At 69.8% G+C, this 24101-nt stretch carries 17 protein-coding genes; 9 read left to right on the forward strand and 8 right to left on the reverse strand.

Annotated features, from left to right (window positions below):
• Positions 1-2: 2 nt before the first annotated feature.
• Complete coding sequence (locus IAI58_RS07340) at positions 3-635, reverse strand: J domain-containing protein (RefSeq protein WP_207449155.1); 633 nt, start codon at positions 633-635, stop codon at positions 3-5.
• Positions 636-731: 96 nt separating this feature from the next.
• Here IAI58_RS07340 and IAI58_RS07345 point away from each other — a divergent pair, with 96 nt between their 5' ends.
• Positions 732-1016 carry a BolA family protein gene (locus IAI58_RS07345; RefSeq protein ID WP_207449157.1) on the forward strand — a complete coding sequence of 95 codons (285 nt, stop codon included), beginning with the start codon at positions 732-734 and terminating at the stop codon, positions 1014-1016.
• On the forward strand, positions 1017-2705 hold the full coding sequence (locus IAI58_RS07350; RefSeq protein WP_207449159.1) for a tetratricopeptide repeat protein: 1689 nt from the start codon (positions 1017-1019) through the stop codon (positions 2703-2705).
• 10 nt (positions 2706-2715) lie between these two features.
• Here the strand turns inward: IAI58_RS07350 and aroB are convergent, their stop codons facing one another.
• The gene (gene aroB / locus IAI58_RS07355) at positions 2716-4533 is read right to left on the reverse strand and encodes a 3-dehydroquinate synthase (RefSeq protein ID WP_207449161.1); all 1818 of its coding nucleotides are present in this window, start codon (positions 4531-4533) and stop codon (positions 2716-2718) included.
• On the opposite strand from aroB, the gene IAI58_RS07360 reads away from it, so the two are divergent.
• The 3 genes from IAI58_RS07360 (at position 4532) to IAI58_RS07370 (ending at position 6644) form a co-directional block, all read left to right on the forward strand.
• Positions 4532-4678 (forward strand): hypothetical protein, encoded by a 147-nt coding sequence (locus IAI58_RS07360; RefSeq protein ID WP_207449163.1) that lies wholly within the window; start codon positions 4532-4534, stop codon positions 4676-4678. The two genes, aroB and IAI58_RS07360, sit on opposite strands and share 2 nt — an antisense overlap.
• A 21-nt stretch (positions 4679-4699) precedes the next feature.
• Positions 4700-5590, forward strand: coding sequence for a site-specific tyrosine recombinase XerD (locus IAI58_RS07365; protein ID WP_207449165.1), 891 nt, complete (start codon positions 4700-4702; stop codon positions 5588-5590).
• 97 nt (positions 5591-5687) lie between these two features.
• Positions 5688-6644, forward strand: a complete 957-nt coding sequence (locus IAI58_RS07370) for an acetyl-CoA carboxylase carboxyltransferase subunit alpha (protein ID WP_207449167.1) — start codon at positions 5688-5690, stop codon at positions 6642-6644.
• A 191-nt stretch (positions 6645-6835) separates the two neighbouring features.
• Here IAI58_RS07370 and argJ read toward each other — a convergent pair whose 3' ends face one another.
• Both argJ and IAI58_RS07380 read right to left on the reverse strand, forming a co-directional pair.
• On the reverse strand, positions 6836-8074 hold the full coding sequence (gene argJ / locus IAI58_RS07375) for a bifunctional glutamate N-acetyltransferase/amino-acid acetyltransferase ArgJ (protein WP_207449169.1): 1239 nt from the start codon (positions 8072-8074) through the stop codon (positions 6836-6838).
• A gap of 83 nt (positions 8075-8157) precedes the next feature.
• Positions 8158-9081 (reverse strand): peptidylprolyl isomerase, encoded by a 924-nt coding sequence (locus IAI58_RS07380; protein ID WP_207449171.1) that lies wholly within the window; start codon positions 9079-9081, stop codon positions 8158-8160.
• Positions 9082-9413: 332 nt separating this feature from the next.
• Between IAI58_RS07380 and secA the strand changes: the two genes are divergently transcribed.
• Positions 9414-12155 (forward strand): preprotein translocase subunit SecA, encoded by a 2742-nt coding sequence (gene secA / locus IAI58_RS07385; RefSeq protein WP_207449173.1) that lies wholly within the window; start codon positions 9414-9416, stop codon positions 12153-12155.
• 38 nt (positions 12156-12193) lie between these two features.
• On the opposite strand, the gene IAI58_RS07390 is transcribed toward secA, so the two are convergent.
• Complete coding sequence (locus tag IAI58_RS07390) at positions 12194-12997, reverse strand: N-acetylmuramoyl-L-alanine amidase family protein (RefSeq protein WP_237182927.1); 804 nt, start codon at positions 12995-12997, stop codon at positions 12194-12196.
• A 679-nt stretch (positions 12998-13676) separates the two neighbouring features.
• Between IAI58_RS07390 and IAI58_RS07395 the strand changes: the two genes are divergently transcribed.
• The 3 genes from IAI58_RS07395 (at position 13677) to IAI58_RS07405 (ending at position 18973) form a co-directional block, all read left to right on the forward strand.
• Entirely contained in the window at positions 13677-16985 is a 3309-nt protein-coding gene (locus tag IAI58_RS07395; RefSeq protein WP_207449175.1) for an Rne/Rng family ribonuclease, read from the forward strand.
• A gap of 55 nt (positions 16986-17040) precedes the next feature.
• Positions 17041-18072: a bifunctional GNAT family N-acetyltransferase/(deoxy)nucleoside triphosphate pyrophosphohydrolase gene (locus IAI58_RS07400; RefSeq protein WP_207449177.1), complete on the forward strand. Its 1032-nt coding sequence runs from the start codon at positions 17041-17043 to the stop codon at positions 18070-18072.
• 136 nt (positions 18073-18208) lie between these two features.
• Positions 18209-18973: a competence/damage-inducible protein A gene (locus tag IAI58_RS07405; RefSeq protein ID WP_207449179.1), complete on the forward strand. Its 765-nt coding sequence runs from the start codon at positions 18209-18211 to the stop codon at positions 18971-18973.
• Between the two features lie 47 nt (positions 18974-19020).
• Here IAI58_RS07405 and IAI58_RS07410 read toward each other — a convergent pair whose 3' ends face one another.
• The 3 genes from IAI58_RS07410 to IAI58_RS07420 all read right to left on the reverse strand — a co-directional run bounded on the left by IAI58_RS07410 (position 19021) and on the right by IAI58_RS07420 (position 24035).
• Positions 19021-20613, reverse strand: coding sequence for an ABC transporter substrate-binding protein (locus tag IAI58_RS07410; protein WP_237182559.1), 1593 nt, complete (start codon positions 20611-20613; stop codon positions 19021-19023).
• A 118-nt stretch (positions 20614-20731) separates the two neighbouring features.
• Entirely contained in the window at positions 20732-22324 is a 1593-nt protein-coding gene (locus IAI58_RS07415; RefSeq protein WP_237182928.1) for an ABC transporter substrate-binding protein, read from the reverse strand.
• Between the two features lie 118 nt (positions 22325-22442).
• A complete protein-coding gene (locus IAI58_RS07420; RefSeq protein WP_207449182.1) occupies positions 22443-24035 on the reverse strand; it encodes an ABC transporter substrate-binding protein in 1593 nt (530 codons plus the stop codon).
• Positions 24036-24101 lie beyond the last annotated feature (66 nt).

A 24101-nucleotide genomic window follows, 5' to 3' on the forward strand; every position in this document is an offset into this window, starting at 1 on the left:
GTTCAGGCTGCCCTGCTCGGCGCCTCTTGGGAAGGGGCGGCGGACTTGTCGGAAGCTTCCGCCTGTCCACTGGACTGCATGATCGCCAGCCGCTTCCGCAGCAGGCTGTAGGCGCGGTTGATGTCCTTCATCCGTTCCTCGAAGGACCGGTCCCCACCATTGCTGTCGGGGTGGTAACGCTTGGCCAGCTCCTTGTAGCGGGCACGCAGGACGGAATCTTCCAACGGCCAGCCGAGGCCAAGCAGGTCCAGCGCGGCGCGCAGTTCCGGCGGTGCTTCCCTGGCGCTCTTGCGTGGTGTCGGTGGTGCCTGGCCGAACAACCCCATCGGGTCGTGGAAGATATCGGGATCGATCTTCGTGTTGCCAAGCCTTCCCAGCGGCCAGGTGGGCCGCTGCCAGCCGGAATCGCTTCGCAGGTTGTTCTCGATCTCGGCCGCCGACATGCCCTTGTAGTAGTCCCAGGCCTGATTATAGGCGCGGACATGCTCCAGGCAGAAATGATAGTAGTCGCGCAGCCGGCTGCGGTCGCGCGGCGCACGATATTCGCCTATGGCCTCGCAGCCCGGCGCATCGCAGGGCGGGCCCGAGGGAGGAGAGGATTTGTCGGAACGGAGACGTTCGCCGCGTCGGGCCATCCGACGTCTTATGATCTCGGAAGCAGGCCACCGCAAGGCGCCAGGTGCCGCAGCTTTCGCTTGGCAGCCTCGCGCCGGCGTGGAAAAGGAAAGCGCATGATGCCCCGAGCCGACCGTATCAGAGATTTGCTGGCAACTGCCTTTGCCTCCGCCGAGATCACGATCCAGGACGACAGCCACCGCCATGCCGGCCATGCCGGGGCGGCCCCTGGCGGCCAGACGCACTACACCGTGCGCGTGGTGAGCCCGGCGTTCCAGGGCCTGTCCCGCGTCGCCCGCGCGCGCGCCGTGCACGAGGTGCTGGAGGGCGAGTTCGGCAGCGGGCTGCATGCCCTCTCGCTGCGTCTGCTGGCCCCTGGCGAAACCGGGACCGGGCGCTAGATGCCGGATCTCCCCGCGCCTGAAGCCATGATCGCCAACAGTATCCTCTACGAGGATGACGAGATCGTCGTCATCCACCGTCCCGCGCCGGCGGCGGAGGCGGGCGAGCCGCCGCTGACGCTCGTCACCTTCGCCGACCTGACCTTCCGCCCGGACGGCTACGCGATCTGGGGGCAGGAGCCCGCGACCAAGCTGGGCCTGCCGGCCATCGGCTTCGTGGCCAAGCGGGAAAACTGGTTCCCGGCGGCCTCCATCCGGCGGGCGGCGCCGGCGGTGCACGCGGCGCTGCTGGGCCCCGCGCTGTGCTACGGCTACAGCATGGGCGGCTACGCGGCCCTGAAATACGCCCGGCTGCTGGGCGTGACTCGGGCGCTCGGCGTCTGCCCGCAGGCCAGCATCAGCCCGGCCGACCTGCCGGACGACAAGCGTTTCCATAAGTTTCATGAGCGGGCAGCGCATGCGGGCATGCGCCTGACGCGGGACGAAGCGCCTGAATTCGGCGTGATGATGGCCGATCCCTACCATCCGGACGATCTGGTGAACGCCCGGATGCTGCAGCAGGATGGCGGTATCCACTGGGTCCGCACCCCCTTCGTGGGCCATGCCGCCATCTGGCTGCTGACCGATACGGCCTTCCTGCGGGAGGTGCTCGGGCTGATCCAGGATGCCGACCTGCCGAGGCTCTCCACCCGGCTGCGGGAGCGACGGCACCAGAACGTCCACTGGTTCTTCTGGGTCGCGCACCACGCCTTCCTGCGGAACAAGCCCGCCCTCGCCAACCGCCTCTGGAACCGCGCCGAAGAGCTGGGGCTGGACCGCAACATCCGCGAGCAGGAGGTCATGCGCCTGCTGGGCGATGCCATGCGCCGCCTGATCGACAAGGGCCGCCGGGCCGAGGCACGCGCCCTGGCCCTGCGGCGCGCGCAGGAATGCGCCGGCGATGCGGTGGTGCTGGCGCAGATCGGCCATATCCTGATCGGCATGGGGGAGGGCGAGGCGGCCGAGGAGCCCTTCCGCGCGGCGCTCGCGCTGCGGCGGGATGTCAGCCACGTCTACCAGGGCCTCAGCATGGTCGTGGCCTCCAAGGGCCGGCTGGACGAGGCCATCGCCATCGCGATGGATGGCATCCGGGAAGCACCGGGCGATGCCGGGCTGCATATCCACCTCGGCTACCTGCTGTTGAACGCCGCCAAGCTGGAGGAGGCGCAGGGCCAGTTCGACATCGTGCTCAGCCAGGTGCCCAACCATACAGGCGCCCTGACCGGCAAGAGCAACGTGCTGGCCGCCTATGGCCGCCAGGCCGAGGCGATCGAGCTGATGCAGCAGGCTGTGCCGCTGGCACCGGAGGACGCGGGCATGCGCGTCTGGCTGGGCCAGCTGCTGCTGGTGGTGGGGGAGCCGGCGGAGGCCGAGCCGCATTTCCGTGTGGCGCTGGAACACGCGCCGCAGATCGGCGCCGCGCATATCGGCCTAGCCCGTTCGCTGGAGCGGACCGGGCGGCTGGAGGAGGCGCGCCATGTCGCGGCCGATGCCGCCGCCGCGCTGCCCAACGACACCCGTGTCCAGGCCATCCACCGGCGCATGGGCCCGCCCAACGAGCCCAAGCCGGTGGCGGCAGTGACCGAGAAAGAGGAGGAGGAGCGCCCCTCCGGCTTCCGCCGCCTGCTGGGGGCGCTGTTCGGGCGCTAGGCCGGCCGGCTCAGCCGGCGCAGCCTTCCTCCCGCAGCAGGGCCTCGACCTCCGCCGCCGGCACGTCGCCGGCGGTGAAGACCTCGCCCGGCGCGCGCAGCAGCACGAAGCGCAGGGCGCCGTCCCGCACCTTCTTGTCCTTCCGCATCCGGCCCATCAGCGCCTCCACCGTGAAGCCGCGCGGCAGGTCGCGGATGCGGGCGGGCAGGCCGACGGCGGCGATATGCGCCTCCACCCGCCCCGGCAGGCCGGCATCGCAATGCCCCAGCCGGGCCGAGAGCCGGGCCGCCAGACCCAGGCCGATGGCCACCGCCTCGCCATGCAGCAGGGTGCCGTCATAGCCGCATTCGGCCTCCAGCGCGTGGCCGAAGGTATGGCCGAGATTCAGCAGGGCGCGGCCGCCCTCGGCGCTTTCCTCCCGCTCATCGGCCGCCACCACGGCGGATTTCAGCCGGCAGCTCTCCAGCACGGCATGGCGCAGCGCATCGGCCTCGCCGGCCACGGCGCGCGCGCCATGCGCCTCGCACCAGTCCCAGAGTGGGCCTTGCAGCAGCCCGTGCTTGGCTACCTCGGCATAGCCGGCGCGCAACTCGCGCGCGGGAAGGGTTGCGAGCGTGCCGGTATCGGCCAGCACCACGGCGGGCTGGTGGAAGGCGCCGGCCAGGTTCTTGCCCGCCTTCAGGTTGATGCCGGTCTTGCCGCCGACGGAACTGTCCACCTGCGCCAGCAGGGTGGTGGGAATCTGCACGAAGGGCAGGCCGCGCAGGGCGCTGGCGGCGACGAAGCCGGCCAGGTCCCCCACCACGCCGCCGCCCAGGGCGATGACGGTCGTCCGCCGGTCGATACCCGCGGCCAGCAGCGTCTCCAGCACCTGCCCAAAGCTCTCCAGGCTCTTGCTGCCCTCGCCGGGCGGCACGCCGATGGTGGCGCGGATCTCGAACTCCGCCGCTTCCAGTCCCTCGCGCAGCGTCGCCAGGTGCAGGGGGGCGACATGGGCATCGCTGACGATGGCGACGCGCCGGGCCGGCAGCACCGGGGCCATCAGCATCCCGGCGCGGGCCAGCAGGTCCTCGCCCACCACCACATCGTAGCTGCGCTGGCCGAGGGCCACGGGCAGACGGGCGGGCGCGCGCCAGCCGGCCAGGGCGGCGGCCACCTTCTCGGCGGTGGCTTCGGGGGTATCGGTATCCAGGCAGTCGGTCACGAGATCGGCCTCGGCATAGTAGGGGTGGCGGGTTTTCATCAGGCGCGTCAGCAGTTCCAGCGGGTCGGCGTTCAGGAACAGCGGCCTGGTGGTGCGGCCGGAGACCCGGTCCAGCAGGGTCGGCAGGGTGGCGCGCAGCCAGACGGAAACGGCGCCGGAAGCCCGCACCGCCGCCCGCGTCTCCGGGTCGTTGAAGGCGCCGCCGCCGGTGGCCAGCACGATGGGCGGGCCGTCCAGCAGGCGGGCGATGACGCGGCGCTCGCCCTCGCGGAAATGCGGCTCGCCGTAGCGGGCGAAGATTTCCGTCACCGGCTGCCCGGCCGCGGCCTCGATCTCGGCATCGGCGTCCAGGAAGGGCAGGCCGAGGCGCTGCGCCAGACGGCGGCCGACCGAAGTTTTGCCCGCCCCCGGCATCCCCACCAGCACGACCGAAACAGGGCGCCCACCGGCGGGCGCGGTCACCACCGTGTCGCTGCCCGGGCTGGCGGAACCGGGTGGCGACGATGCGGGGGACGGAATGATGGCGAAGCTGAGGTTGCGTGACACAGGGACCGACGGTAGCACAACGGGCCCGATGCGCGTAGCGCAGCCCGCCCCATGCGCGAGGATATCTCTGTCCGTCATGTTCCGCCGCCCTCTGCTGCTTCTGATCCTCATCCTGGTCATCGCCGCGCTGGGTGGCCTGCTGGCCATCGGCGCCTTCCCCCCGCCTGCGACACAGCAGCCGGTGGAGCGCACCCTGCCCAACGAGCGGTTCAACACGCGCTGATCCCGGCCGGCGCCGCCCGCGATGGACCGGCACCTGGAAGCCTTCCTGGAGATGCTGGCGGCGGAGCGTGGTGCCGCCCGCAACACGCTGGCGGCCTATGAGGCCGACCTGTCGGATTTCGCGGGCTTCGCACGGCGGCGGGAAGGACTGGCGCTGGTCGCCGCCGGTCCGGAGGCCTTGCAGCGCTATATCGCCGGCCTGACGGACCAGGGCCTCTCCCCCCGTACGGCGGCCCGCCGCCTTTCCGCCCTGCGGCAGTTCTACCGCTTCCTGGTGCGGGAGGGCGTGCGGAGCGACGACCCCACCGCCCTGCTGGACAGCCCGCGCCTGCCGGCGCCCCTGCCCAAGGCCCTGCGGCGGGAGGAGGTGACGGCCCTGCTGGATGCCGCGGCGACCCTGCCGGGCAAGCGCGGGCCGGTGGCGGTGGCGGCACTGGAACTGCTCTACTGCGCCGGGCTGCGGGCCAGCGAGCTGGTCTCGCTGCCCGCCGTCGCCCTCTCGGCCGAGGCGCCGCTGGTGATGGTGCGGGGCAAGGGCGGCAAGGAGCGGCTGGTGCCCATCTCCGCCCGCGCCCGCGCCGCCGCCCTGGCGCTGCGGGACCCGAAGAAGCCCTCCAAATGGCTGTTCCCCTCACGCGGGGCCGCCGGTCACCTGACGCGGCAGAGCCTGCACGGGCTGGTGCATCAGGCGGCGCTGGCGGCGGGAATCGATCCGGCACGGGTCAGCCCGCATGTGCTCCGCCATTCCTTCGCCACCCACCTGCTGGAAGGCGGGGCAGACCTGCGGAGCCTGCAGATCCTGCTCGGCCATTCCGATATCGCCACGGTGCAGATCTATACGCGGGTGCTGGAGGAGCGGCTGAAAGCCCTGGTGGAGGAGCATCATCCCCTGGCTCAGGACAGCCCCGGCTGAGGCCGAACCGGCGCCTTGGGCTGGCATTGCGGCGCGTGCTGGGCTAGGGCAGGCGCGCCCGCGCCACGATCGCGGCATGGCACGAGTTGGGACCGAAATGCGTCACTTCCTGGACTTCGAAAAGCCCCTGGCCGAGCTTGAGGGCAAAATCGACGAACTGCGTCGCACCACGGACGCCGGCGGCATCGACGTGGCCGAGGAAGTGGGAAACCTGCAGGCCAAGGCCGACAAGCTGCTGGCCAGCACCTACGCCAAGCTGACGCCCTGGCAGAAGGCGCAGGTGGCCCGCCACCCCGACCGCCCCAAATGCCTCACCTATGTCGAGGCGCTGATCGAGGATTTCACGCCGCTCGCAGGCGACCGCGCCTTTGGCGACGATGCGGCCGTCATCGGCGGCATGGGGCGCTTCCGGGGCCATTCCGTGATGGTGCTGGGCACCGAGAAGGGCACCGACACCGAAAGCCGCGTGAAGCATAATTTCGGCATGGCCAAGCCCGAGGGCTACCGCAAGGCGCGGCGCCTGATGGAGCTGGCCGGCCGCTTCGGCCTGCCGATCCTTTCCTTCGTCGATACCTCCGGCGCCTTTCCGGGCATCGAGGCCGAGGCACGCGGCCAGGCCGAGGCCATCGCCCGCGCCATCGAGGCCGGGCTGGACGCGCCGGTGCCCTTCGTCGCCACCATCATCGGCGAGGGCGGCTCGGGCGGCGCCATCGCGCTCGCCGCCGCCGACCGCGTGCTGATGCTGGAGCACTCCATCTATTCCGTCATCAGCCCGGAAGGCTGCGCCAGCATCCTGTGGCGCGACGCCGCCCAGGCCAGCACGGCGGCCGATGCGCTGAAGCTGACGGCGCAGGACCTCTCCCGCCTTGCGCTGATCGACAGCGTGGTGCCGGAGCCGCTGGGCGGTGCCCACCGCGACCCCGGGGCGACGGTGCAGGCGGTGGCCGACAGGGTCTGGGCCAGCCTGGAGCCGCTGCTGGACCTGGACGCGGCCACGCTGCGCGCCCGCCGGCGCGAGAAGTTCCTGGAGATGGGCAAGCACGGCGTGGTGTGAGCCGCCATATTCCAACGACGAAGGGCGGCGCGGGATGACCGCGCCGCCCTTCGTCATTGGTGCCCTTCCGTCCCGTTCAGAACCCCGAACAGGCTGTCCACGCGGTCATCCACAGCCCTGTCCCCGTAATCTGGGGATATGTGCCGGGCCGGGCGCGGGAGGCGGAACGCCTCCGCGCCCGGCCGGAGCCGTTACGACCGGTACGACCCGTTGATGTCGATGTACCCATGCGTCAGGTCGCAGGTCCAGGCGGTGCCCTTGCCGCGGCCCAGGCCGAGATCGACGGTGATCTCGATCTCCCGGCCCTTCATGTGCGCCACGACCGGCGTCTCGTCATAGCCCGGCACCACGCCGCCATCCCGCGCCATCCAGGTGCCGCCGACCGCCACCGAAAGCCTGTCGCGGTCCGCCGGCTCGCCCGCCTTGCCGACCGCCATGACGATACGGCCCCAATTGGCGTCCTCGCCCGCGATGGCGGTCTTGACCAGGGGGGAATTGGCGATGGCCATGGCGATGCGCTGGGCGGAGCGGGCGGTGGTCGCGCCCGTCACGTCGATGCGGATGAATTTCTGCGCGCCCTCGCCATCCCGCACCACCTGCAGGGCGAGGTCCAGCAGCAGCGCGTGCAGTGCCTTCACGAAGCCCTTCAGCATCGGCCCGCCCTCGGCCGGCACGCGCGGATGCTTCGCCTGGCCGGTGGCGAAGACCAGCACGGTGTCGCTGGTGGAGGTGTCGGAATCGACCGTGGTGCGGTTGAAGCTGGCGTCGGTGCCCTTCCTGAGCGCCGCCTGGAGCGCCGCCGCCGGGATCTTGGCATCCGTCGCGATGAAGCAGAGCATCGTGGCCATGTCCGGCGCCACCATGCCGCTGCCCTTGGCGATGCCGGCGATGGTGACTTCCGTCTCGCCGATCATGGCTTTCCGCACGCAGGCCTTGGGGAAGGTGTCGGTGGTCATGATGCCGCGGGCGGCATCCTCCCAATTGTCCTCGCGCAGCTTGCCGAAGAGCGCGGGCAGGGCGGCGGTCAGCTTCTCATGCGGCAGCGGCTCGCCGATCACGCCGGTCGAGGCCAGGAAGACCTCCTTCGGCTTGCAGCCCACCAGGGCGGCGGCAGCATCGGCGGTGGCCTGCACGGCATCGCGCCCGGCCTTGCCGGTGAAGACATTGGCATTGCCGGCATTGACCACCAGCGCCCGGGCCTTGCCCGACTTCAGCGCCGCCCGGCACCAGTCCACCGGCGCGCCGGGGCACTTGTTGCGGGTGAAGACGCCGGCGACCGTGGTGCCCGGCGCGAATTCGAAGAAAGTCAGGTCCGGGCGGCCCTTGTATCGGATACCGGCGGCGGCGGTGCCCAGGCGCACGCCGGCGATCGGCGGCACCGCCGGCATCGGCACGGCGAGAGGGGAGACGGGCAGGTCCTTACCGGCCATGGGCCAAGTCCTCAGTCAGGTCGCGGAGCGGGAAAAGGGCAGGGGCGCGCGGCCCCCACCCGGGAAGCGGGTGGCGCGGGGCCTTAGCGGCGCTGCGCGGGCGGCGGGGGCGTCGCGCTGTCCAGCAGGGAGGGCGCGGGCTTGTCCGGCATCGGCGTGCCATCCTCGGCGAAACGCTCGACCTTGGCATTGGCGCGCAGGCGGGTGACGGTCTCCTGCACCGCCTCCTCGAAGGCGGTCTGGCGCAGCGATTCCAGGCTGTCCTCGTAGCTCGGCGCCTCCGCCGTGCGACGCCCCTCCACCTTGATGACATGCCAGCCGAAGGGGCTGCGCACGGGCTTGCTGATCTCGCCCGGCTTCATGGCGAAGGCGGCATCGGCGAATTCCGGCACCATGTCGCCCTTCTTGAAGAAGCCGAGATCGCCGCCCTGATCGGTGCCGGGGCCGGTGGAGCGGGCGCGGGCGAGGGCGGCGAAATCGGCGCCGGGCTTGCGCGCCTCGGCCTCCACCTTCTTCGCCTCCTCCTCGCTGGGCACCAGGATATGGCGCGCATGCACCTCCTCCTCGCCCGGCTTGCCGGCGATGTCGCGGTTATAGCGGGCGCGCAGCGCCTCCTCGGTCAGCTTGGGCGTGATCTCCTGCCGCAGCAGGGCCTGCTGCAGCTCCTGCTCCTCGGCGCGGCGGATGCGCGCCTGCACCTCCGGCTGCTCGTCGAGCTTCCGGGCACGGGCGGCGGTGACGATGGCCTGCTGGGTGATGAGCTGGTCCATCACCAGGGGGGTGAGCACATTCTCGGGGGCCGAGCGCAACTCAGGCGGCAGCTCGGCAATGGCGGCCTGCACGTCGCTGCGGCGGATCTCCGCCCCGTCCACACGCGCCAGCACGGGGTCGGTGGCGGGGGTGGCCGGTGCCGCGGCGGCGGGTGGCTGGGCCGGGGCGGGTGCCTGGGCCAGGGCCGGCTGCGCGGCGAGAAGGACGAGGGGGAGGATCAGGGCGGTTGAGCGCATGTCGCAGGTGTGCCTTCGCGGCCAGGGGCCTGCAAGATGACGCAGCATGTGGCGGGCCGCAAATCACCTGGCACCGGAGGGGCCGGGGCGGAAAGAAATGTCGTTCCATGAAATAATGCCAGGGCTCAGCACGTCGTGCCCTTCTGCGGCCCAGCCCTTCGTTGACCCTGGCCCGCCCCAAGCCTATCTGTGCGCGTGACGCAGCCTGTCGCCCGTCCCCATGGGTCAAAGGATGTCTGGCGGGACCCCTTGCGGCCCCGGCGCGCCTTGGTGACTTCTCGCAGCGCGAGGGGGCCGGGGGTGGGGGCGGCTCTCGGAGAGACTTGAAGCACATGTTTGCCCGCCTTGCCCGCGCCGTCTTCGGCACCGCCAATGACCGCGTGCTGAAGCAGTTCAACGCCCGCCTGCCCGCCATCGCCGGCTTCGAGGCGAAGCTGGCCGCGATGCCGGATGCCGAGCTGCAGGCCCAGACAGCCCGCTTCCGCGAACGCCTGGCCCAGGGCGAGACGCTGGACGACCTCTTGCCGGAAGCCTTCGCCACGGTGCGGGAGGCTTCCAAGCGTGTGCTGGGCATGCGTCATTTCGACGTGCAGATGGTCGGCGGCATGGTGCTGCATTCCGGCCGCATCGCCGAGATGAAGACCGGCGAGGGCAAGACGCTGGTCGCGACGCTCGCCGTCTACCTGAACGCGCTGGCCGCCAAGGGCGTGCATGTCGTCACCGTCAACGACTATCTGGCGAAGCGCGACAGCGAGCAGATGGGCCGGCTCTATGGCTGGCTGGGCCTGACCACCGGCTGCGTGGTGCATGGCCTGACCGACGAGGAACGCCGCGCGGCCTATGCCGCCGACGTCACCTACGGCACCAACAACGAATTCGGCTTCGACTACCTGCGCGACAACATGAAGTACCGGCTGGACGAGATGGTCCAGCGCGACTTCGCCTATGCCATCGTGGATGAGGTGGACTCGATCCTGGTGGACGAGGCGCGCACGCCGCTGATCATCTCCGGCCCCTCCGAGGACAGTTCCGACCTCTACCGCCGCATGGACACGGTGGTGCGCCAGCTGGTGGAGGACAAGGAGACCTACGACAAGGACGAGAAGCTCCGCTCCGCCTCCCTGACCGAGAAGGGTGGCGAGGTCGTCGAGCAGATGCTGCGCGATAACGGGCTGCTGACCGAGGGCAACCTCTACGACAGCCACAACATCGCCCTGGTCCACCACGTGAACCAGGCGCTGCGCGCGCATGTGCTCTTCGCGCGCGACGTGGACTACATCGTCTCCCGCGACAACAAGCTCGTCATCATCGACGAATTCACCGGCCGCATGATGGAAGGCCGCCGCTACTCGGACGGGCTGCACCAGGCGCTGGAGGCCAAGGAAGGCGTCGAGGTCCAGCCCGAGAACCAGACGCTGGCCTCCATCACCTTCCAGAACTACTTCCGCATGTATCCGAAGCTGGCCGGCATGACCGGCACGGCGGCGACCGAGGCGGATGAGTTCGCCGAGATCTACAAGCTGGAAGTGGTCGAGATCCCGACCAACCTGCCCGTCATCCGCAAGGACAGCGACGACGAGGTCTATCGCTCCGCCCGCGAGAAGTACGAGGCGGTGGCGGAACTGGTGAAGGAAGCCCAGGCCCGGCAGCAGCCCGTGCTGGTCGGCACCACCAGCATCGAGAAGTCCGAGCTGATCTCGGAGCTGCTGAAGAAGCAGGGCGTGCCGCACAAGGTGCTGAATGCCCGCTACCACGAGCAGGAGGCCGGCATCGTCGCCCAGGCGGGTCGCCCGGGCGCGGTGACCATCGCCACCAACATGGCCGGCCGCGGCACCGACATCAAACTGGGCGGCAACGCCCTGCTGATGGCCGAGTCCACCTTCCAGGGCCCGCAGGAAGGCCCGGAATGGGAGGCCCATCTGGCCGAGGCCGTGGCCCAGGTGAAGCGGGACGAGGCGGTGGTGAAGGAGGCCGGCGGCCTCTTCGTCATCGGCACCGAGCGGCATGAGAGCCGGCGCATCGACAACCAGCTGCGCGGCCGCTCCGGCCGCCAGGGCGACCCGGGCGCCAGCCGCTTCTTCCTGAGCCTGGAAGACGACCTGATGCGGATCTTCGGCTCCGACCGCATGGGCGGGATGCTGGAGAAGCTGGGGCTGAAGGAAGGCGAGGCCATCATCCACCCCTGGATCAACCGGGCGCTGGAGAAGGCACAGAAGAAGGTCGAGGCGCGCAACTTCGACACGCGCAAGAACCTGCTGAAATACGACGACGTCATGAACGACCAGCGCAAGGAGGTCTATGCCCAGCGGCGGGCCTTCATGCAGGCGCAGGATGTCTCGGAAACCATCGAGGAGATGCGGCGCGACACGGTGTCCGACCTGGTCGCCCGCGCCATCCCCGAGAATGCCTATCCCGACCAGTGGGACCTGGAGGGGCTGGAGCGTCAGGTGCGCGAGCAGCTGGGCCTGGCCCTGCCGATCCAGGAATGGGGCCGGGAAGAGGGTATCGACGAGGTGGTGATGCGTGAGCGGCTGCAGCAGGCGGTCGACCAGGCCGCCGCCGCCCGCGCCGCCAATATCGGCCCGGACCTGATGCGGATGGTCGAGAAGTCCCTGCTGCTGCAGGTCTTCGACGCCGTCTGGAAGGAGCACCTGCTGAACCTGGACCATCTGCGCCAGGGCATCGGGCTGCGGGCCTTCGCGCAGCGGGACCCTCTGAACGAATACAAGAGCGAGGCCTTCAACCTCTTCAACGGGCTGCTGGATGAGCTGCGTCAGCGCGTGACCTCGCTGCTGATGCGGATCGAACTGGCGCCGAACGCGCCGCCGCCGATGCCGGCGCCGGTGATGGTCACGGATATGCGCCACCCCGACCCGGCGCTGGCCGATGCCGCCGCCATGGCGACCGCCGGCGCCGATGGCACGGCCTGGGAGCATGCGCCGGCACCGCTGGCCCAGGGCGGCGAGGAGATCGACCCCGCCGACCCCGCCACCTGGTACCGCACGCCGCGTAACGCGCCCTGTCCCTGCGGCTCGGGCAAGAAATACAAGCACTGCCACGGCCGTAACGGCTGAGGCGGAGAAAGGGCGGGGAAACCCGCCCTTTTTGCTGTTCAGCCCGCGCTGATCATCCCGGCCTGGTGCTGGAGCAGCCAGCTCTGCACCCCGCTGGCCAGGGCGCGCGCCAGCTTGGTGCGGTGCGCCGGCCGCTTCAGATCCGCCTCGTCCCTGCGATCGGAGAGGAAGCCCAGCTCCACCAGCACGCTCGGCACATCCGGCGCCTTCAGCACGGCGAAGGCCGCCTGGCGGTGGGTATTGGGCAGCAGCGGAACCTGGCCGCCGAGGTTGCGGACCACCGCTGCCGCCATGCGGTCGGAGCCCGCGCGCGTCTCCTGCCGGACCAGGCTGAAGAGGATGCGCTCCACCTCCGGCGAAACCTCCGGCAGGCGCAGCCCGCCGCGCAGGTCGGCCCGGTTCTCCCGCCTCGCGAGTCCGGCCGAGAGCGAATCGGTGGCGCGATCGGAGAGGGTATAGACACTGGCGCCGCGCGCCCCGGGCGCGCTGTCGGCATGCAAGGATATAAAGAGAGCGGCCTGGCGCTTGCGGGCGAAGTCCACCCGGCCGTCCAGCGGGATGAAGACGTCGCGTGAGCGGGTCAGGGCGACGCGGCACTTGCCGGTGGCTTCCAGGCGCTTCTTCAGCTCCTGCGCCGTGGCCAGGGTGATGCGCTTCTCATGGGTGCCGGTCACGCCGATGGTGCCGGGGTCCTTCCCGCCATGCCCGGGGTCCAGCACCACCAGGGGGAGGGCCGGGGCGCGCCGCCTGGGTGCCGCGGCCTCGGCGGTGCCGGCAAGCCCTGCCGCGGCCATGCCGAAAGCCAGCTGCAACAGGTGCCTGCGGGTGGATGAAAGCGGCATGACGTGGTGCTCCCCCAATGTCTCCTGCGGCCAGAATGTTGCGGCTTCGCCCCCCGACGCTGCCGCAGACGCCGCTGTCTATACGATAATACAGCAACATCGTGGCTTTACCGAATGTAACACCTGAGCGCGGCTCAGCCTTGTGGAAGGATGGCATGACGCCTATGGTGCATTGCCCCGGCGGTCAGTGCTGTCGGTGGAGGTTTTGGGCGCGGCCGCCCGGCCTTTCCGGTCCCCTCCCGCCACGCGGCGGCAGCACCGGCAAGGGTGGCCCGATGGATGCCTCCGGTACCGGGCTGTGCCTCCGCCGATCGCGGAGTCCCGTTCCCCGCACTGCCGGACATCCTGTCCTCCGCTCCACCGGCTGTTGCATGGCGAGGTACGGGCGGCCTGGCCCCTATGGCACGCCGTCCAGCTCCCGCGCCTGTCCGCTGGCCCGCCCGCGCCTGCCGGTGCCGCCTTTGCGGCCGCCCAGGCTGCACGGGGCCCGCGCGTGGCGCGCGACAACAGGGCCAAACCCCTTAGCAAGGGGCATCGGCCCGCCGAGAGAGAGGTCGGATCGCAGCCGCATGGCCTGTGTATCGCCGCGCCGCCTGATCCATCCTGCTCCCTCGGGCATGCCCACCCATTGCTGCCGCCCTACGCCCATGAGCGCTGGCGGCTCGGAGCATCCCGGTTCATGACCAAGCGCATGCTGATCGATGCATCCCACCCGGAAGAAACCCGTGTGGTGGTGCTGGACGGCAACCGGCTCGAGGAATTCGACGTCGAGACCGAGCACAAGAAGCCCCTGAAGGGAAATATCTACCTGGCCAAGGTGGTCCGGGTGGAGCCCAGTCTCCAGGCGGCCTTCGTCGAATACGGTGGCAACCGCCACGGCTTCCTCGCCTTCGGCGAGATTCACCCGGACTATTACCAGATCCCCGTCGCCGACCGTCAGCGCCTGCTGGAGATGCAGGCCGCCGAGGCCGATGAGGATGAGGACGAGGACGGCGAGGAGGTGAATGAGGCCGAGGTCGACGCCATGGTGGCGGAGATCGAGGCTATCGCCGATGCCGACGAGGCCGACCGGGCCGAGGAGCAGGCCGCCGCGGCCGAGGGCGCCGCCGCCAATCCCTCCGTCTTCACCGAATCCGCCGAGCCTGGCGGCGAGAATCCGCGCCATGTGGCGCCCGAGGATGTCCACCCGGTCCAGGCCCTGCCGCCGGAGGAGCCCTCCGACAACCCCGACGCCGAAAAGCAGCAGCCCCCCGCCGGCCGCGCCCAGCCCATGACGATGCAGAGCGAGACCCGCTCCGCCACGCCTGAGGAGCTGGTCGCCATCGAGGCCGCCGCCGCCGAGGCGCCGGTTCCGCACGAGGATGTGCCGTCGCCGGAGGACGAGGAGGACGAGACCCCGCCCGAGACCCTGGGCGGCCGCGGCAAGGATGAGAGCGACAGCGAGGACGTCTCGCGCGAGCGCCGCATCCCCTCCCGCTTCATGCGGCACTACAAGATCCAGGAAGTGATCCGCCGCCGGCAGATCATGCTGGTGCAGGTGGTGAAGGAGGAGCGCGGCAATAAGGGCGCGGCGCTGACCACCTATATCAGCCTGGCCGGCCGCTTCTCCGTGCTCATGCCGAACAGCCCGCGCGGCGGCGGCATCTCCCGCAAGATCACCTCCGCCGGCGACCGCAAGCGCCTGCGCGAGGCCATCCAGGAAGTCGGCCTGCCCAAGGGCATGAGCCTGATTGTCCGCACGGCCGGCGCCTCCCGCCCGAAGCCGGAGATCGTGCGCGACGGCGACTACCTGCTGCGCCTCTGGGACGAGATCCGCAGCCGCACGCTGGAATCCGTGGCGCCCGCGCTGGTCTATGAGGAAGCCGACCTCATCAAGCGCTCCATCCGCGATGTCTTCAACACCGGCATCGAGGAAATCCAGATCGAGGGCGAGGACGCCTATCGCCAGGCCCGCGATTTCATGCGGATGCTGATGCCGCAGCATGAGCGCAAGATCCGCCTCTATCGCGATAGCGGCATTCCGCTCTTCGCCCGGCAGGGGGTGGATGCGCAGCTCGACGCGATGATGTCGCCCATCGTCCAGCTGAAGTCCGGCGGCTATATCGTCATCAACCAGACCGAGGCGCTGGTTGCCATCGACGTGAACTCGGGCCGCGCCACGCGCGACCGGCATATCGAGGACACGGCGCTGCGCACCAATTGCGAAGCGGCGGAGGAGATCGCCCGCCAGCTGCGGCTGCGTGACCTGGCCGGCCTGATCGTCATCGACTTCATCGACATGGAGGCGAGCCGCAACGACGCGCAGGTGGAGCGCCGCCTGAAGGAGGCGCTGAAGAACGACCGCGCCCGCATCCAGGTCGGCCGCATCAGCCATTTCGGCCTGCTGGAGATGAGCCGCCAGCGGCTGCGCCCCAGCGTGACCGAGCACTCCTTCATCACCTGCCCGCATTGCCAGGGCCTGGGCATCGTCCGCAGCGCGGACAGCGCCGCCCTGCAGGTGCTGCGCGCGATCGAGGAAGAGGGCGCCAAGCGCAAGGCCGCCGAGATCTGCGTCCATGTGGCGCCGGAACTGGCGCTGCACCTGCTCAACCGCAAGCGCGACCGGCTGACGCAGATCGAGGCCCGCTTCGGCATGACCGTGCTGTTCGAGCCCGATGCCAAGCTGCTGCCGCCCGCCGTGAGGATCGAGCGGACCAGGCAGCAGCTGGTATCCGAACCCGTCTCCGCCCCCACCGCCCTGCGGATGGACTATGCCCCCGAGCCGCTGCCGGCGCCGGAGGAGGAGGCCGAGCCCGTGGTGTCGGAGCCGGCGCAGCAGGCTGAGGCGCCCGTCGCCGCGCAGGCCGAGAACGGAGCCGAGGGCGAGGGCCGCAAGCGCCGCCGCCGCCGCCGCCGCCGGAGCGGCCGCCGCGAGGATGGCAGCCCGATGACGCCGCAGGAAGCCGCCGCCGAGGCGGAGGCCGAGGGTGACGAGGAAGGCGAGGAAGAGGCCCCGCAGGCCGAGGCCACCGCGCCGGAAGCCGCCGCCGAGGCCGCCGTGCCCAGTCCGGAGGAGCGCGCCCCCCGTCAGGAGGAACGTGCCCCGCGCCGCTTCGAGGATGGCCAGCGCCGGAATGACGAGGGTGGTCTGCGTCGCCGTGGCCGCCGCAGCGGCAGCCGCTTCCGCCGCGAGGAGGGTGTCGAGGCACCCCGCCAGACGCCGGAACAGCCGCAGCCGCGCTATGTCGGCCCGACCCCGGCGGACCCCTTCGCCGGTGGCTCGCTGGAGGACATCTTCGACGCCATGGCGGCGGCCGAGGAAGCAGCCCTGCGCCCCGCCACGACGCAGGCCCCCGTGCCGCCGGTGACGCCGGTGGCCGAGGCTCTGCCTGCGGCGGTGGCGCCGAAGCCCGAGGTTGCGGCCCCGGTGCCGGCAGCTCCGGTCCAGGCGGCGCCTGAACCGGCGGCGGCCGCGCCCGAGGCGGCGGAAGTCTCTGCGGCAGCGGAAGCCTCCGCGCCTGCGGTGACGGCCGAGACGGCTCAGGAAGCCTTCCTGGCCCCGGAAGCCGTGGTCGAGGCGGTGCAGGCCGAGGAAGCCGAAGCTCCCGCCAAGCCGCGTGCCCGCCGTGCCGCCAAGCCGAAGGCCGAACCCAAGGCCAAGGCGCCGCGTGCTCCGCGTGGCCGCAAGGCTGCGGCGGCCGAGGCGGCTCCGGCCCCCGAGGTTCCGCCCGCGGCTGCCGCGGCCGCGCCGGCCGCCGCCGAAGCGGTGATGGCCGAGGCGGAACTGGTCCCGGCCAAGCCCAGCCGCCGCCGCGCCCCCAAGCGCGCCGCCGCGCCGGTCGAGGCCGCGCCGGAAGCGGCGACGCCGCCGGCTGCGCCGGAGCCCGTGCCGACCGCTGCGCCCGAGGCCGTCTCCTCGGAACCGGTGGCCGCGCCGCCGGTGCAGCCGGTGATCGTGGATGCCACGGACGACGCCGCGCCCAAGAAGCGCGGCTGGTGGCGCCGCTAAGTCCATCCAGCCCCGCGGCGGATTCGTCCGCCGCGGGGTGCTTCAGGCTGCCTCGATGATCCAGTCCGACTTTCCTCCTCTTCGCACCGAGCGGCTGACGCTGCGCCCGCTGGGCGCGGGGGATGCCGCCGAGCTCCACCGCCTGATCAACGACTGGGACGTGGTGCGCTGGCTCTCCCGCGTGCCCTTTCCCTATCCGCGGGAACTGGCGGATGAGTGGATCGAATCCACCCACCGGCAGCGGCTGGCGGGGGAGGCCTGGCATCTGGCCATTGTCGGCCAGGAAGGGGAGAAGGAGATGCTGGTCGGCTCCGTCGGCCTGATGCGCCGGCCCGATAGCCGGGACGCGGAACTGGGCTATTGGGTCGGCCGCCGCTACTGGGGCCATGGCGTTGCCGCCGAGGCCGCCGGGCGCCTCGCCCGCTGGGGCCTGGCCAATCTGGATATCGACCGCATCGTCGCCAGTGTGCTGGAGGAGAATGAACGCTCCGCCGGCGTGCTGCGCCGCGTTGGCCTGCGGGAAACCGGCAGGGGGGAGGAGCATTTCCTCGCGCGCGGCAGCCGCCTTCCGGTGCGTCTCTTCGAAGGTGGGCGGGAGGAGATCACCGGCCCCTTCACCGAGCCGGAACTGGAGCCGCCGCCGCCGCTGACCGTCACGGCCGAGACGGCCATCGCCGCCCCGCCGGGCAAGCCGCTGCTGTTGGTGGCCGCCTGTGCCCTGGTGGATGCCGATGGCCGCGTTCTGCTGGCCCGCCGGCCGGAGGGCAAGCCGCTGGCGGGGCTCTGGGAGTTCCCGGGCGGCAAGATGGAACCCGGCGAGACGCCGGAGGATGCGCTGATCCGTGAGCTGAAGGAGGAGCTGGATATCGATGTCTCCGCTGCCTGCCTCGCACCCTTCACCTTCGCCAGCCATGATGCCGGCAAGTTCAATTTGCTGATGCCGCTCTATCTCTGCCGCCGCTGGCAGGGCACGCTGACGGCACGGGAAGGGCAGGCGCTGGCCTGGGTGCGGCCCACCAAGCTGTCCGACTATGCCATGCCCCCGGCGGACAAGCCGCTGGTCGCCATGCTGCGGGACTTTCTCTAGGCTTCTGGCGCGACCATCGGGAGTTGCCGGCCGGGTGGAAGGCGGCGCCGGACTTTGACGATGCTTTGAACCTCGGCCACGGCCGCAAGCAGGCGGCCGCGCATCTCCCGATGGCCGCCTCGCCCAAGGAAGCACCATGACGAACCCCACCGCCTGCCTGCTGATCATCGGCAATGAAGTCCTTTCGGGCCGCACGCAGGATGCCAACCTGAAGTTCATCGCCACCCGCCTGGGCGAGATCGGCATTCCGCTGCGCGAGGCGCGGGTGATCCCGGATGTGCCGGAGGTGATCGTCGCCACCGTCAACGAGGTGCGGGCGAAATACACTTACATCTTCACCACGGGCGGCATCGGCCCGACGCATGACGACATCACCGCCGAATGCATCGCCCAGGCTTTCGGCCTGCCGTGGGAGCCGCATCCGGAAGCCTGGGCACTGATGGCGGCCCATTACGCCAGCCGGGAGCCGCCAGCCGAGTTCAATGCCGCCCGCCAGCGCATGGCGACCATGCCGCGCGGCGCCAGGCTGATCCGCAATCCGGTTTCCGTCGCGCCGGGCTTCATCATCGGCAATGTGCATGTGATGGCCGGCGTGCCGCGCATCATGCAGGCGATGTTCGAGGAACTGGCGCCCAGCCTGCGCGGCGGCGCGCCGGTGAAGAGCCGTGCGGTGCATGCCTGGGGGATGCAGGAGGGGCGGATCGCCGAGGGCCTGGGCGCCATCCAGGCGCGCCACCCGGAAGTCGATATCGGCTCCTACCCCTATTACCGGGAGAATGGTGGCGGCGTGGCCCTGGTCGCCAAGGGTACGGATGAGGCGATGCTGGACGGCGTCATCACCGAGATCGCCGATTTCGTCGCCAGCCTCGGCTTCACGCCGGTGCCGGGCGAGCCGGCCTGACTGCGGATGACGCCGGGTGGGCCATAGGGCCCGCCCGGCAGGCAGGTTCAGCCCTTGGCGGGCTTCAGGTCCATGGCGCGGGTGCGCTCATCCATGCGCGGGCTGTGCTGCAGGCCCTTCCTGACCGCCCAGGTATTCACCAGCTGGTGCAGCGGGACCATGGCGACATCGTCGATCGCGAGCTTGATGGCCTGCCGCAGCACCTCTTCCCGCTCCTTGTCATCGAGCGTGGAGCCGGCCTTGAGGGTCAGCGCGTCCATCGCCGGGTTGGAATAGCGGCCGGAATTATTGGCGCCGAAGCGCATCTCGTGGCTGTAGGTGCCGATGACATTCACCAGCACTGAGGAGGCCTCGCCGCTGGAACTGCTCCAGCCGGTCAGGCGGGCGCCGAACTCGCCTCGGCTTGCGCGTGTCGAATAGGTGGTCCAGGGCAGGGCCTCGACGGTGGTCTGCACGCCGGCGCGCGTCCACATCTGCGCGACGGCCTGGGCGGTCTTGGCGTCGTTGGGGTAGCGGTCGTTCGGCGTGTGCAGGGTCAGCCTGAAGCCCTGCGGGAAGCCGGCCTCGGCCAGCAGCTTCTTCGCCCCCTCGGTATTCTGCACCAGAGGCTTCACCTCCGGGTTGTAGGAATAGGTGCCCGGCGGCAGCCACTGGCCGGCCGGCTTGGCGGTATTCTCCATCACGCGCTCGGCCAGCGCCTCGCGGTTGATGGCCATGGACAATGCGCGGCGCACGCGCAGGTCGTTGAACGGGTTCCTCGCCAGCGGCTTGCCGTCATTGTCGGTGGCGAAGAGCGCCTCATCCCCGCGACGGTCGAAGGAGAGATAGATCACGCGCAGGCCCTGGATGGAAGTCAGCTCGATCTTGCTCTCCTTCGCCAGCCGCGGGATGTCGGAGGAGGGGACCGTGTCGATCACATCCACATCGCCCGAGATCAGCGCGGCGGCGCGGGCAGGGGCGGAGGAGATGACGCGGAAATCGACCTCGGCCCAGTCGGGCTTGCCGCCCCAGTAGCCGTCGTTCCGCACCATGCTCGTCCGGCTGCCCGGCGTATAGGCGCCGAACCTATAGGGGCCGGTGCCGATGGCGGCCTTGCCGCTGTTGTAATCCTCGGTGGCCGCGCCCTGGCCGATATGGCGCGAGATCACCAGCAACTGCGCGAGGTCGGTCGGCAGCATCGGGTAGGGCGTCGCGGTGTGGAAGCGGATGGTCAGCGGGTCGACGATCTCGATCCTCTGCACGCCGCGCACATAAGCGCCGAAGCCACCGGGGCTGTTCGGCACATTGGGCGTCCGCTCGATGGTGAAGGCGACATCCTCGGCGGTGAAGTCGCGGCCGTCATGCCACTTCACGCCCGGGCGCAGCTTGTATTCCCACACTGTGGGCTCGATCGCTTTCCAGGATTCCGCCAGCAATGGCCGGATCTGCGCGTTGCTGTCGAGCTGGGCCAGCCCCTCGAAGAAATGCGAGGTGACGCTGCTATTGGGCGAGGCATTGTAGAAATGCGGGTCCAGCGAGGTGACGGAACCGCCGATGGCGATGGTGAGCTTCTGCGCCATTGCCGGCTGCGCGACCATGAGGCCCAGAGCGGCGACCCCCACTGACAGGGTGATCTTCAGCCTTGGCATCAGGGTCGGCATCAGGCGAATCCTCTCATGAAGCATGAGCGGAAGCTGTGCAGGAACCATGGCGGCCATGCAAGGCGCGAATGCCGGCATGGCGGCTGGGCAGGTCACGCGCCCCGCCCAGCCGTCAGTTTCAGCCCTTGGCGGGCTTCACGTCCATGGCGCGGGTGCGCTCATCCATGCGCGGGCTGTGCTGAAGGCCCTTCTTGACCGCCCAGGTATTCACCAGCTGATGCAGCGGGACCAGGGCGAGGTCGTCGATCGCCATTTTCACGGCCTGCTGCAGCAGCTTCTCGCGCTCCGCGTCATCCATGGTCGAGCCGGCCTTCAGGGTCAGCGCGTCCAGTTCCGGGTTGGAATAGCGGGAGCCGTTGCTGGCGCCGAAGCGCTTCTCCGGATCATAGGTGCCGATGATGTTCACCAGGGCGGAGGAAGCCTCGCCGCTGGAGCTGCTCCAGCCGGTGATCCGCATGCCGAATTCCTGGCGGTTGGCGCGCATGGAATAGGCGGACCAGGGCAGGGCCTCGACGGTGGTCTGCACGCCGGCGCGCGTCCACATCTGCGCCACGGCCTGGGCGGTCTTGGCGTCGTTGGGATAGCGGTCGTTCGGCGTGTGCAGGGTCATCTTGAAGCCCTGCGGGAAGCCGGCCTCGGCCAGCAGCTTCTTCGCGCCGTCGATATCCTGCGCCAGAGGCTTCACCTCCGGATTGTAGGAATAGGCACCGGGCGGCAGCCACTGGCCGGCCGGCTTGGCGGTATTCTCCATCACGCGCTCGGCCAGGGCCTCGCGGTTGATGGCGATGGAGAGCGCGCGCCGCACCCGAAGGTCGTTGAAGGGATTGGTGGCCAGGGGCTTGCCGTCATTGTCGGTGACGAAGACGGGGTTGTCGGTGCGGCTGCGGTCGAAGGAAGCGTAGATCAGCCGCAGGCCCTGGATGGAGGAGAGCTGGACCTTGCCGTCCTTCTCCAGCTTCGGAATGTCGGAGGAGGGGACGGTGTCGATCACATCCACATCGCCCGACAGGATCGCCGCCGTGCGGCCGGGGGCGGAGGAGATGACGCGGTAATCGACATTGGCCCAGTCGGGCTTGCCACCCCAATAGGCGTCGTTGCGGACCATGCGGGTGCGGCTGCCCGGCGTATAGGCGCTGAATTTATAGGGGCCGGTGCCGATGACGGCCTTGCCGCTGTTGTAATCCTCGGTCGTCGCGCCCTCGCCGGCATGGCGCGAGATCACCAGCACCTGCGCGAAATCGGTCGGCAGCATCGGGTAGGGCGTCGCGGTGTGGAAGCGGATCGTCAGCGGATCGACGATCTCGACCTTCTGCACGCCGCGCACAAAGGCGCCGAAGCCGCCCGGGCTGTTCGGCACATTGGGGGCGCGCTGGATGGTGAAGGCCACGTCCTCGGCGGTGAAGTCACGGCCGTCATGCCACTTCACACCCGGGCGCAGCTTGAATTCCCAGAGGGTCGGCTCGATCACCTTCCAGGATTCGGCCAGCATGGGCCGGATCTGCGCATTGGCGTCCAGCTCGGTCAGGCGGTCGAAAAAATGCGTGCCCAGGCCGTTATTGGGCGAGGCATTGTAGAAATGCGGGTCCAGCGAGGTGACGGAACCACCGATGGCGATGGTCAGGTCCTGTGCCTGCACCGGCTGCACGGTGGCCAGGACGATACCGGCGGCCCCCGCCAGCAAGGCGGTCTTCAGGTTGGAAATGGGCATCATCGCTCCCCTCGAGAATATGTGAGGGAAAGCTCTGCAAGAAAGATGAACGCCACGCAAGGAGGTAGTCCACAAAGCCGTTGCCGGGCGGGCAAGGTGCCCGCCCGGCAGGCAGGCAGGTTCAGCCCTTGGGGGGCTTCACGTCCATGGCACGGGTGCGCTCGTCCATGCGCGGGCTGTGCTGCAGGCCCTTCTTGACCGCCCAGGTATTCACCAGCTGGTGCAGCGGGATGATGGCCACGTCGTCGATGGCCAGCTTCACCGCCTGCTGCAGCAACTTCTCACGCCCCTCGTCATCCAGCGTGGATGTCGCCTTGATCGTCAGCGCATCCAGCTCCGGGCTGGAATACCGGCCGGAATTGTTGGCGCCGAAGCGCGTCTCCTGGCTGTAGGTGCCCATGATGTTCACCAGGGCATAGGAGGCCTCGCCGGTCAGGCTGCCCCAGCCCATCAGCCTGACGCCGAATTCCTGCCGGTTGGAACGGACGGAGTAGGTGGTCCAGGGCAGGGCCTCGACGGTGGTCTGCACGCCGGCGCGCGTCCACATCTGCGCGACGGCCTGGGCGGTCTTGGCGTCATTGGGGTAGCGGTCGTTCGGCGTGTGCAGGGTCAGCTTGAAGCCCTGCGGGAAGCCGGCCTCGGCCAGCAGCTTCTTCGCGCCGTCGATATCCTGCGACGGCACCTGCACATCCGGGTTGTAGGAGTAGGTGCCCGACGGCAGCCACTGGCCGGCCGGCTTGGCGGTATTCTCCATCACACGCTCGGCCAGCGCCTCGCGGTTGATGGCGATGGAGAGCGCGCGCCGCACCCGCAGGTCGTTGAAAGGATTCCTCGCCAGCGGCTTGCCATCGTTGTCGGTGACGAAGACGGGATTCTCGTCGCGCGAGCGGTCCGGTGCCAGGTAGATGAGGCGAAGCCCCTGGATCGAGGTCACCTGCAGCTTCGGGTCCTGCTGCAACTTGGGAATGTCGGAGGTCGGAACGGTGTCGATGATGTCCACATCGCCCGACATCATCGCCGCCGTCCGCGCGCCGGGGTTGGAGATGATGCGGAAATCCACCGTCGCCCAGTCCGGCTTGCCGCCCCAGTAGGTGTCGTTGCGCGTCATCTGCACGCGGTTGCCCGGCGTGTAGGATGAGAAGCGGTAGGGGCCGGTGCCGATGACGGCCTTGCCGCTGTTGTAATCCTCGGTGGAAGCATTCTCCCCCGCATGGCGGGAGATGACGAAGAGCGAGGCGAAATCCACCGGCAGCAGCGGATAGGGGCCGGGCGTGTGGAAGCGGATGGTCAGTGGATCGACGATCTCCACGCTTTTCACGCCGCGCACGAAGGCGCCGAAGCCGCCCGGGCTGTTCGGCACATCGGGCGCGCGCTTGATGGTGTAGGCCACGTCCTCGGCGGTGAAGTCGCGGCCGTCATGCCACTTCACGCCCGGGCGCAGCTTGAATTCCCAGACATCGGGGGCGATCGCCTTCCAGGATTCCGCCAGCGCCGGTTGCAGCTTGGCGGTGCTGTCGAACTCCGTCAGCCGCTCGAAGAAATGGGCGGCGGCGCTGTGGTTGGGCGAGGCGTTGTAGAAATGCGGGTCCAGCGAGGTGACAGAGCCGCCGATGGCGATGGTGACATTCTGGGCCAGGGCCGGACCAGTGGCCATGGCCAGGCCCGCGGCCCCCATCAGCAAGGCGGTTTTCAGCCGGAAGAATGTATTCGGCATGGAGCGGCTCCTCGGCGCTGTGACACTCAGGATTCAGCAAACCACATGTCAGGCATGCGAGGGAAG

The organism is Roseomonas marmotae, assembly GCF_017654485.1.
Lineage (GTDB): Bacteria > Pseudomonadota > Alphaproteobacteria > Acetobacterales > Acetobacteraceae > Pseudoroseomonas > Pseudoroseomonas marmotae.